General features: G+C 28.1%; 9 protein-coding genes. 4 read left to right on the top strand and 5 right to left on the bottom strand.

The features are described 5' to 3' along the window. Positions 1 to 60 precede the first annotated feature (60 nt). Both ACJJVK_RS12535 and ACJJVK_RS12540 read left to right on the top strand, forming a co-directional pair. Positions 61 to 1449 carry an HTTM domain-containing protein gene (locus ACJJVK_RS12535; protein ID WP_405566377.1) on the top strand — a complete coding sequence of 463 codons (1389 nt, stop codon included), beginning with the start codon at positions 61 to 63 and terminating at the stop codon, positions 1447 to 1449. Between the two features lies 1 nt (position 1450). Then, positions 1451 to 3877 carry a TonB-dependent receptor family protein gene (locus ACJJVK_RS12540; protein ID WP_405566379.1) on the top strand — a complete coding sequence of 809 codons (2427 nt, stop codon included), beginning with the start codon at positions 1451 to 1453 and terminating at the stop codon, positions 3875 to 3877. On the opposite strand, the gene ACJJVK_RS12545 is transcribed toward ACJJVK_RS12540, so the two are convergent. From ACJJVK_RS12545 to ACJJVK_RS12555, 3 genes are all read right to left on the bottom strand, one after another. After that, on the bottom strand, positions 3874 to 4938 hold the full coding sequence (locus ACJJVK_RS12545; protein WP_405566381.1) for an imelysin family protein: 1065 nt from the start codon (positions 4936 to 4938) through the stop codon (positions 3874 to 3876). The two genes, ACJJVK_RS12540 and ACJJVK_RS12545, sit on opposite strands and share 4 nt — an antisense overlap. Then, positions 4939 to 6348 carry a di-heme oxidoredictase family protein gene (locus ACJJVK_RS12550; protein ID WP_405566383.1) on the bottom strand — a complete coding sequence of 470 codons (1410 nt, stop codon included), beginning with the start codon at positions 6346 to 6348 and terminating at the stop codon, positions 4939 to 4941. An 84-nt stretch (positions 6349 to 6432) separates the two neighbouring features. Beyond that, entirely contained in the window at positions 6433 to 7650 is a 1218-nt protein-coding gene (locus tag ACJJVK_RS12555) for an imelysin family protein (RefSeq protein WP_405566385.1), read from the bottom strand. A 179-nt stretch (positions 7651 to 7829) separates the two neighbouring features. Here ACJJVK_RS12555 and guaB point away from each other — a divergent pair, with 179 nt between their 5' ends. Both guaB and ACJJVK_RS12565 read left to right on the top strand, forming a co-directional pair. Continuing rightward, complete coding sequence (guaB, locus tag ACJJVK_RS12560; RefSeq protein ID WP_405566387.1) at positions 7830 to 9305, top strand: IMP dehydrogenase; 1476 nt, start codon at positions 7830 to 7832, stop codon at positions 9303 to 9305. 19 nt (positions 9306 to 9324) lie between these two features. Beyond that, the gene (locus ACJJVK_RS12565; RefSeq protein WP_405566389.1) at positions 9325 to 10221 is read left to right on the top strand and encodes a hypothetical protein; all 897 of its coding nucleotides are present in this window, start codon (positions 9325 to 9327) and stop codon (positions 10219 to 10221) included. Between the two features lie 6 nt (positions 10222 to 10227). Here the strand turns inward: ACJJVK_RS12565 and ACJJVK_RS12570 are convergent, their stop codons facing one another. Continuing rightward, entirely contained in the window at positions 10228 to 11310 is a 1083-nt protein-coding gene (locus tag ACJJVK_RS12570) for a hypothetical protein (protein ID WP_405566391.1), read from the bottom strand. 42 nt (positions 11311 to 11352) lie between these two features. Continuing rightward, entirely contained in the window at positions 11353 to 11787 is a 435-nt protein-coding gene (locus tag ACJJVK_RS12575) for an RbsD/FucU domain-containing protein (protein WP_405566393.1), read from the bottom strand. Positions 11788 to 11789: the final 2 nt, after the last annotated feature.

Raw genomic sequence — 11789 nt, forward strand, 5'->3', positions numbered from 1 at the left:
AATATAAAATTTAACTAAAAGTTATTCTTAATTATAAGAATAACTTTTAGTTTTTTTAGAATGATAAAAAAATTTGAACATTACTTACAAAAGCAAACAAATGCAGCTCCTTTAGCTGTTTTTCGTTTGTTTTTTGGTTTAATGATGTTGGCAAGTATCATAAGGTTTTGGGCAAATGGTTGGATAGAAACCCTCTATTTAGAACCAAAATTTCATTTTTCTTATTATGGTTTTAGTTGGATAAAACCTTTAGGAATTTATACTTATTTAGTATTTGTAATTTGTGGCTTATCAGCAATATTTGTAGCAATTGGTTATAAATATAGAATTGCAATTATTACATTTTTTCTGTCTTTTACATACATTGAATTGATGGACAAAACTACCTATTTAAACCACTATTATTTTATAAGTGTTTTAAGTTTCTTAATGATTTTTTTACCAGCAAACGCATATTTTTCTTTAGATTCCTTAAAAAAGAAAGTAATATATAAGAACATTCCAAAATGGACAATAGATAGCATAAAACTAGTTTTAGGTATTGTCTATTTTTATGCTGGTTTAGCCAAATTAAATTCAGATTGGTTGTTTAGGGCAATGCCTTTAAAAATCTGGTTACCTTCTAAATACGATTTACCTTTAATTGGCAATAGTTTTATGCAACAAGAATGGTTTCATTACACAATGAGTTATGGAGGTTTGTTGTATGATTTATTCATTCCATTTTTATTATTATACAAAAGAACAAGAATGTTAGCCTTTGTTTTGGTGGTGTTTTTTCATGTTTTTACAAGAGTTTTATTCCCAATTGGTATGTTTCCGTTTATAATGATAGTTTCTACCTTGATATTTTTTGATGCTAATTTTCATCAAAAGATAATTGATAAAATAAAATATTTTTTGTCAAAACCGTCATTTAAAGCGAAGTCGAAAACCTCTTTAACCATCAAAAAGAACTATACTTTTTCAAAAACTAAAAAACAATTCATTTATCCTATTTTAGGCTTGTTTTTATTGATTCAAATTACATTTCCTTTTCGAAATATTCTATATCCTGGAGAATTATTTTGGACAGAAGAAGGCTATCGTTTTTCTTGGAGAGTTATGTTAATGGAAAAAGCAGGTTATGCCAATTTTAAAATTGTAGATGCTAAAACAAAAGCTTTCTTTTATATTGATAATTCTGATTTTTTATCACTTTACCAAGAAAAACAAATGAGTTTTCAGCCCGATTTTATTTTGGAGTATGCACACTATTTAGGAGATCATTTTACAAGTCAAGGACATAAAAACGTACAAGTTTTTGTAAATAGTTATGTGGCTTTGAATGGTAGAATGAGTACTGTTTTTATCAATCCAAAAGTAGATTTATATCAGCAAAAAGAAAGTTTTAAACATAAAGATTGGATTGTTCCATTTTCATCAAAAGTAAAAATTAAAGGTATTTAATATGATATTTAAAAACTTAATTACAGCACTAATTTTCTTAACTAGTTTTGTTGCTTTTAGTCAGTTTAAAGTTACAGGTACAGTTGTTAATCAAGATAAAGAAATACTGAATGAAGTACAGGTTTATAATGAAAATGGTGGTTTATTAGCGCAAACAAATACCAATGGTAACTTTAGTTTTTCAACAGAAAAAGAAAGTTTGTCATTACTTTTTTATCTTGATAATTATAGTGTGAAAAACGTAACAATAACTTCTAATCAGTATAAAGATTTAGCTGTTGTTTTAGAAGTTTTATCCCAAGAATTATCAGAAATTCAAATTCAAGCCAACAAAAAGAAAGTGTTTGAATTAAAGCGCTTAAAAGATGTTGTTGGTACTTCTATTTATGCAGGTAAAAAAACTGAGGTTATTTTGGTAAATCAATCTACAGCAAACTTGGCAAGTAACAATGCAAGACAAATTTACAATCAAATTGCTGGGTTAAATATTTTTGAAAATGATGATGCAGGTTTACAGTTAAATATTGGTGGTAGAGGTTTAGACCCCAATAGAACAGCGAATTTTAACACACGTCAAAATGGTTATGATATTAGTGCAGATGTTTTGGGGTATCCAGAAAGTTATTACACACCAGCTTCTGAAGGTTTGCAAGAAATTCAAGTAATTAGAGGTGCAGCTTCTTTGCAGTATGGAACACAATTTGGAGGTTTAATTAATTTTGTAATGAAAAAACCAAATCCAAATAAAGAATTAGAAATTATTACCAGAAATACTGTGGGTAGTTTTGGTTTGTACACCAATTTTACGAGTGTAAGTGGTACTAAAAATAAGTTAAGTTACTATGCGTATTTTAATTATAAGAAGGGAGATGGTTTTAGACCAAATTCTAACTTCGATTCTAAAAATGCATTTTTACACTTAGGGTATAAAATAAATACAAAAAGTAATGTTGCTTTAGAAATTTCTTACTTAGATTATTTAGCACAGCAAGCAGGAGGTTTAACAGATAATATGTTTGCAGAAGATCCTTTTCAGAGCAATAGAACACGTAACTTTTTTAAAGTAGATTGGTTATTATATAATTTAAAATATAATTATGATTTTACTGAAAACACTAAATTTAGTTTTAATTTCTTCGGATTAAATGCGTCTAGAAAAGCGGTTGGTTATAGAATTGCAAGAGTTGCAAACCCAGACGATTTTGGTGCAAGAGAATTAATTATTGGTGATTTTAATAACTTCGGATTTGAAACTCGTTTTGTAAATAATTATACCATTTTTAATAAAAAGGCAACATATTTAATAGGAGCCAAGTATTATAAAGCAGACAATAGTTCTTTTCAAGGACCAGGAACAGATGGTAGTGATGCTAATTTTACATCAGCAATAGATCAATTTCCTAATTATCAATATCAATCAGATTTTGAAAACCCTAATGAAAATGTTGCCATTTTTGGTGAAAATATTTTTTATGTAAACGATAAATTTTCGGTAACTCCAGGTTTTCGTTTCGAGTATATAAACACAGGTAGTAATGGAACAAAAAAGCGAACTAATTTTGATGGTGCAGGAAATCCTATTGGTGCCATAGAAGAATCAGATAATATAACAAAAGAGCGTTCTTTTGGTTTATTTGGTATTGGTTTTAGCTATAAAAAAGCAAAATCTTTAGAGTTTTATGCCAATGTTTCTCAGAATTATAGATCTATCACTTTTTCTGATGTAAATATTGTAAACCCTGCAAATGCAGTAGATGCTGATTTAGAAGATGAAAAAGGTTTTACTTCGGATGTTGGTTTTAGAGGCAATTATAAAAACTTAATTTCTTTTGATGCTAATGTGTTTTCATTATTCTATAATAACAGAATTGGTGATGTTTTTACAACAATACCTCCTGTTAATAATGTTGGTTTGTTAAGAACCAATGTTGGTAAAGCTAGAATTTTAGGTATAGAATCTTTAATTGATTTTAACCTGAAAAAAATATTAAAGATGAATAATAATTATAGTTTTAATGTGTTTTTAAATTCGTCTTTTATTAACTCAAAATACACAGAAGCCAAAGAAAACGGAATTGAAGGTAATAAAGTAGAGTTTGTACCAGATGTTAATATTAAAACAGGTATACGTTTTGGTATTGATAATTTCTTAACAAGCTTGCAATACAGTTATTTATCAGAACAATTTAATGATGCCAATAATACTATAATTTCTGATGAAGCTAATGCAGTTAGAGGTTTAATACCTGCATATAGCATTTTAGATTTTTCTGCATCTTATACCTATAAATTCATGAAAATAGAAACAGGTGTAAATAATCTATTAGATAAAACTTATTTTACAAGAAGAGCAACAGGTTATCCTGGTCCAGGTATAATACCTTCATCACCAAGAAATTATTATGTTACTTTAGAGTTTAAATTTTAATCACCATCATTATCTGTGGGTAATACATTAACAGATAATGTACTAGCTGCATCAACAGAAAAATATTTTACCAAATCAAATAAAGAAGTATACAGAGCATCTACATTAGAATTGTCGTTTATTATAGCAGTATATAAGCTAGTGTTAATAGCATTTATATGTGTATAAACATCGTTAAAACTAGCATCAATTGCAGTAGATATTTCTGATGAATCAGCTATTTCATCAACTAAATCAGCAAAATTAACGCTACTATTAGAGTAGGCATTTTCTACTTCTTCAATAGCACTTTTTATCAATTCTAAAGAACTTTCGCTTCTAAATGCTTCTAAAGATTCTACAGATGAATTGGATGAGTTTTCTAGACCTGCAGGTTTACCAACTTTAGTAACTCTAATTACATCTAAAACATTAATTAATTGATTAAATGCTAAACAACGTGCGTTTTGGGTACAAGAAATACTTGTAGAATTTATAAAATCTTCTTTATACTCGGTTTCCCAAAATTCGATTAATAAATTACTTTGCACTAAAACTTCATTAGAAACACCTTCTAAATAATTTATTCTATTAGGGTTTTCTTGCAATAATTTAAATGCTTCATCACTATCTTGATTGTTGTATAAGAGATATTCTAAGGTTCCTAAACCTTTAGAAGCTGTACTTTTTGTATTAAAATAATCAGAATTAAAAGTAACGTTTTCTAAAATGTTATTTTCTATGGTAGTTGTATTTATAGAAAAATTATAAATGAGAATATCGTAAAAAAGTGTTTTTACAGCAACCAGATTATATGCACTTATTTTAGCATAAGATTTTGCAGTAACTAACCATTGCTCTTTTAAATTATTAAAGTTTTCTTCTGTTTTAGAAGATTTAAATTGTGCTGTTAAATTAACTTGTTCTTCTATTTCTGTTTTAAAATTAATTAAAGCTGGATAGATATTAACATTGTAATATTCTTGATGAAAAGTGTCTATTGTAGATGTGTTTTCATCACTTTTATTACAAGCCAAAACAATTATTGTTGTAATTATTAAAAATATAAAATACTTTTTCATTTATAAAGAATTTAAAAAACTAAGTACTTGTTCGCGTTCTTCTGTACTTAAGTTCATATAATTATTTTTTGAAGTTTCTGCTTCACCTCCATGCCACAAAATAGCTTCTTCTACGTTTCTAGCTCTACCATCATGTAAAAGAAATGTATGATCATTCACAAATTCTATCATACCTAAACCCCAAAGAGGTTGGGTTCTCCATTCATTACCAGATGCTAAAAAATCTGCACTATTATCAGAAAGAGCATCACCCATATCATGTAATAAAAAATCAGAATAAGGACGAATTGTTATATTACTCATTTGTGGTAATAAGTCAAAATTACTTGTTGTAAAATTGTTTATATGGCATTTTACACAAGCTAGTTCGTTAAATAATTCTTTACCTTTTTGCACATTATATGTTTTGAAATCTCTTCTAATAGGAACAGATATACTACTCATATAAACCATCATTCTACTCATTTGAGTATCTGTAACTTCTACAATTTCTCCTGGATTTATACCATTTGTTATAGAGGAACAATCTACACCTTTAGGGCAATTTTCTTCAGGGAAAAGTGTAGTTGTTAAACCCATATCACCATTAAAAGCAGCAGATATTTGTTGTTCTAAAGTAGGTTGATTGGCTTTCCAACCAAATTTACCAATTGTGCTTTTGTTTTCTTTTATATTCCAAACATAGTTTGCTTTACCAGAAATTCCATCACCATTAATGTCATTTATATCTTCATTTTCTATAATACTTTGTTCACTTAAAGCATCAATAAAACCTAAACCTATAACTTGCTGACCAATTCTAGGAGATTGATGTGCACCAGCTAAATTTCCATAATTACCATTTACTAAACTGTAAATAGGTTTTCTTAATTCATAAGATGTTCCATCAGGATAATTACCAGTTATAATTTCGTAACTTACATTGATGTCTGCTTCTTTTAATATTCCATTATTAGAATCATTTTGTAATTGATTACCATAATTTGGAAATGCAATAGGTCCTGTTATTGGATTATTGCCAGAACTTAAACGAATTAAAAAGCCTTCAGAACCATCTCCACTTTCTAAAAGAGGTATTCCTCTACCATCTCTTAAATGACATGCACTACAAGCTCTTGCATTAAATATAGGTCCTAAACCGTCTCTAGATGTTGTTGAAGCAGGAGCAGAAACCCAACTTTGATCGAACATAGCATTACCAACTCCAAAAAAAGAAAGTTCTAAGTCAGACAATTCAGGTATCCCTCTACCAAATGCTTTGTCTGCAGTAAAAGCTTCAATAGATAGATGAGAAACCAAGTTTTCTTCATCTAATTCATAATTAATTTCTATATAATCATCTTCAGTAAACTCATTAGTATTACATGAGATCAAAAGAAAAAGCAATAGATAAAAAAGATTTTTATTCATTATATTTTTTTACATAATTAAACTAAAAAACTGAAGTCTCATTATTGAGACTTCAGTAAAAAAGTATTTTAATTAACTTGGTTATTAGTTAATTGTAATATTTACTCCTAAAGCATTTGCTGCATCAGATATTGCTATACCTTGTGCTTTTAAAGCAGAAGATAATTGACCTGCAGGTCCATTAGAACCTAAAGTTTCTTCGCTAATAATTTCATCAAAATTTTTACCTAAACTTAATAAAGTAGCAAGTTTAGTAAGTGTATCTGTGGCTTTTGTTTCTAAATCACTAGAAATTTCTGTGTTTTCTACTTTTACAATATCAATTAAAGAAGTTCCTGAAATTGTAGTACCACTTTCTGAAGTATAGCTACCAACTATAATATTATTTATTCCATTTACATTTGCCCACATGTCTTGATTTGTGTTATCAGAAAAACAAGAATGCTCATTTTCTTGACCTTCATCAATTGCAGGATCAATTCTCTCTAAAGCTACTTCACCATTAGAAATAAAACCAATACCATTTAAAATGTTTACTAATGCTTCATTTTCATCTAAAGCTTCAAAAGTAGTTCTGTAAGACCCACCAACAGCCCAAGTAGTTTTTAAATCATTTAAATCATTAACTAATAAATCTGTAACAATTTTTAAGTATGTTGCTCTTCTATCTGCAAAATCTGCTGTTGAATAATCAGTATATGATCTATCTCCAGAAACAGAATAATTATCTGTTGTGTGGTTAATAGGATCGTAGTTTAAATCTTGTCCCCAAAGTAAAAATTCAATTGCATGCCATCCAGTAGAAATATTGTCATCTTTTCCTTCTTCATTTTTTGAGATAATATTTGCTTCAGTTAGTTCAAACGAAGTATCACCAATTAAACCATTTTGCTCTACACCTCCTGTAGTATTAAATACATAGTCGATATAAGATTCATCTAATGGCCAAGCATTAATTTGTCCTTCTGTACCTAACAAATCTTCATTGTCAATTGGTCCATTTGCTTCTCTATAAGCTTCAGTTTGTCCATAGAAATCTCTAGCATATAACCATGCATCTTGTGCTTCTTCTAAAGTAGTTTCACTAGGATCAGCAATAAAAGCATCTATTTTTGTTTGCATAGAAACAGCAGTATTATAAGTGTCTGCATAGTTTTGAGATACTATATCTGCATAAGTTTCTAAAAATTCTGATACTTCTGCTGTATCTGTATCTTCCACATCATTATTATCATTAGAACAGGATATAAATGATAGAGTTAAGATTGATAAAAAAAGTAAACTTGTAATTTTAAATTTCATATTGTTTTTATTTAGACTTATTTTAAATTATGTGCAAATAAAATAATTTTTTACCAACAAAACAATCTTTATTAAGATTAATTATAAATAAAAATTTATTAAATTTTCAAAATGAATTTAAATTGTTAGTATTCAATTATTAGTTGTAAATTTGTACGCAATTATATCTTAATTGCAAAATGATAGCACACGAAAACAAAATTTTAGGAGAAGGTCTTACTTATGATGACGTTCTTTTAGTTCCAGCTTTTTCTCAAGTTCTTCCAAGAGAAGTTAGTATACAAACAAAATTTACTAGAAACATAACTATTAATGTACCAATAGTTTCTGCAGCTATGGATACTGTTACAGAATCTTCATTAGCTATTGCTATGGCTAGAGAAGGTGGTATAGGTGTTTTACATAAAAATATGACGATTGAGCAGCAAGCTCAAGAAGTTAGAAAAGTAAAAAGAGCAGAAAGTGGTATGATTTTAGATCCTGTTACTTTGCCTTTAACAGCTGTTGTTGCAGATGCAAAAAATAATATGCGAGAGCATAGTATTGGTGGTATACCTGTTGTTGATAAAGATGGAAAATTAGAAGGTATTGTAACCAACAGAGATTTACGTTTTGAGCATAATAATAGTAGACCTATTGTAGAGGTTATGACAAGCGAAAATCTAATAACTGCTGCAGTTGGTACTTCTTTAAAAGATGCAGAAAAAATTCTTCAGAATTATAAAATTGAAAAACTTTTAATTGTTGATGAAGATTATATTTTAAAAGGATTAATTACATTTAGAGATATTACTAAAGTTACTCAAAAACCAATTGCAAACAAAGATACTTATGGTAGATTAAGAGTTGCAGCAGCATTAGGTGTAACACAAGACGCTGTAGATAGAGCAGCAGCTTTGGTAAATGCTGGTGTAGATGCTGTAATTATAGATACTGCTCATGGTCATACAGAAGGAGTTGTAAAAGTATTGAGAAGTTTAAAAGAAAAATTTCCAGAATTAGATGTTGTTGTTGGTAATATTGCTACTCCAGAAGCAGCACAATATTTAGTTGCAGCTGGTGCAGATGCTGTAAAAGTAGGTATTGGACCTGGTTCTATTTGTACAACAAGAGTTGTTGCAGGTGTAGGTTTTCCTCAATTTTCTGCAGTATTAGAAGTTGCAAATGCTATAAAAGGTAGTGGTGTTCCTGTAATTGCTGATGGTGGAATTCGTTATACAGGAGATATACCTAAAGCAATTGCTGCTGGTGCAGATACTGTTATGTTAGGTTCTTTATTGGCGGGTACAAAAGAATCTCCAGGAGAAACAATTATTTACGAAGGTAGAAAGTTTAAATCTTATAGAGGTATGGGGTCTGTAGAAGCTATGAAACAAGGTTCTAAAGACAGATACTTTCAAGATGTAGAAGATGATATTAAAAAATTAGTTCCAGAAGGTATTGTAGGTCGTGTGCCATATAAAGGAGAATTGTTTGAAAGTATTCATCAATTTGTTGGTGGTTTACGTGCAGGTATGGGATATTGTGGAGCAAAAGACGTTGAAACTTTAAAAGAAACTGGTCAGTTTATAAGAATTACAGCAAGTGGAATTAATGAAAGTCATCCTCATGATGTAGCTATTACAAAAGAATCGCCAAATTACAGTAGAAGATAAAATTGTTTTAAAAATTGCTTTGAAAACAGAAATTATGGAAGAACAGAATTTTGTAAATTTTAAAAAAGTTAGAGGTTTAGGTGATATGCTTTCTGATACTTTTAAGTTTTTAAGTGTAGAATGGAAACCTTTTTTTGGTACAATAATTAAAATTTCTATAATTCCTGTTTTAATAGCTATTGGTTTTGCCTTATATTTTGTAATGAGTTTTATGCCATTATATGCAGATTTGTTGCAATTTAATCAATATGAAAACGACATTAATTTGAATTTTTCACAATTATTAGTACCTTTTATAGGTTTTATTTTTGCTTATTTAGTGGCTTATGCATTAGTAACAGTAGCTTCTTTATCTTACATAAAATCTTACGTAGAAAATAAAGGGGTTGTTAATTATAAAGAAATACAAAATCTATCTAAAGAAAATTTTTGGTCTTATGTTGGTTTGTTTTTTCTAGTTGGTATAATAGTTGGTTTTGGGTTATTATTTTGTTTTGTACCTGGTATTTATTTAGGTGTTGTTTTATCCTTATCTATATGTTTACTTATTTTTCAAAACAAAGGTGTTTTCGATGCAATTAATGATTCATTTGGTTTTATTAAAGAACACTGGTGGGAAACTTTTGGAATTTTAATTGTTGTACAAATATTAATTGGTGTTGCAGGTTATATTATTAATCTACCAGCTACTTTGTATATGGGAACAGATATGGCAGCTATGATACAAAATCAAGAAGCTACTGAATTGATTAGTATATTTTCAGATCCAGTATATTTAGGTTTTCTTGGCTTTGCATATTTAGCTAAATTTATACTTTATATATTTTCAGTAGTGGTTACCGTTTTTATTTATTTTGATATTAAAGAACAGAAAAATCCATCTTCTGATATGATTAATGAGATTGGGGTTTTGTAGTTCAGCCTAAATTTTTTCTAATATTTTATTTAAATTAAAATTATAGCCTTCTCTTTCAAGGTAATAATTTCCATTTGGTTTTATAATTACAAATCCATTTGAACGAATTTTTTTAAACAAAGTTTTAGTTAAATAAGAATCATTATCATTAAAGTAATCTAAACCAATGTTAATTTCACTTGGATTAACAGCTATAAAAAGTTGTTGAATATTATCTTTTTTATCGACCTTTTTTAAATACTTCTTGTACCTTTTCTTAAAGTAAATTGAATGTTCATTATTAGGACAATCACAACTTAAATTAATAAAATTTAGTATTATAGTTTTGTCTTCATCAATAGATTTTTTAGTAATATTTTCAATATTATTTTTTATTTTATCAAATTCATTTATACTAAACCTACTAGTTTTAATTTTCTTTAAAGCCATTTTAAAAATGACGCTATCATTAGTTTCATCAAATAAAATATTTGAATCATCTTCTGCTAATTTTTTATAATCTTCAAAGCTAATTTCTTTTAAATCATCATTAAAAAATTTTTCTTTCTTAATTACGAAAGGTTTAAAGGTATAAGTTTTATTTATTTTATAACTTTTAATGATTTCATTTTTATGATTGTAGGTGTTTTTTTCTGTTAAAGTAAAACTATTTTCATCATTAAAAACTCCTTTATAACGAATTGACTTTATGTTATTTTTTTTGATAGGTTCATTTATATATGGAACTATTTTAAATGTAAACACACTATCTTTTATGGTATAAATAGAGTTGGATTTAAATTTGGAATAATAGTTTAAATACGTTTCTAAATAATCGATAGAAGCTTCGTAATTATTTTTATTGGATTCAAATAATCCGTAAAAATCATCACTAACACTTATTTTATTTTGTTCCTTAAAAAGTATAGCTTTAACGCTAAAAATATATCCTTTGCTATCTAAATTTTTATGATAATTAGTATTTATAAAATCTTTTGTAGCTGTTTTGTTTTTAGTAAAATAATAGCCATTCTTTTTAAATGAATATTCTTGTGAAAATAGACTAAATGGGAGTAATAGAAATAGGTTTAAGGTCAATAAAAGTTTCATAGCAGTTTTTATAAATTTAATTTTCACATATAAATATAAAAATTAAAAATTACTTTCTTCAGCCATTTTAACTACACCAACAGTCAATATTAAGTTAGCGAATCTTCTTTGTTCTCCTGTTTGAATAATTAAGGTAGTTAAAGGGTCTCTAATTTTATCATAAAAAGCCCAACGTTCCATTTCATCCCAAGAAACATCACCTAAAAGTTTTTTATAAGAATCGTGTATTTCTGCGTTTGCTTCTGCTGGTTTTTGCATAACAATTGCACCTTGTATTGGACAAACCTCTAAAATGCCTTCTAAAACTGTTATCGCATCTAATAAACCAGGTTTAAAGTTAAGATGAACAGTTGTAGAATTTGGTCCATTCATAGCACCTACAGGCAAATTACCATCTGCAATTACTACTTGAGCAAAGTGTCCTGAACGTGCAAGAACTTCCATTATTGTTGGGTGTATTACTGATGTTTTAAGCATAA

Source organism: Polaribacter sp. Asnod6-C07 (genome assembly GCF_045063625.1).
Classification (GTDB): domain Bacteria; phylum Bacteroidota; class Bacteroidia; order Flavobacteriales; family Flavobacteriaceae; genus Polaribacter; species Polaribacter vadi_A.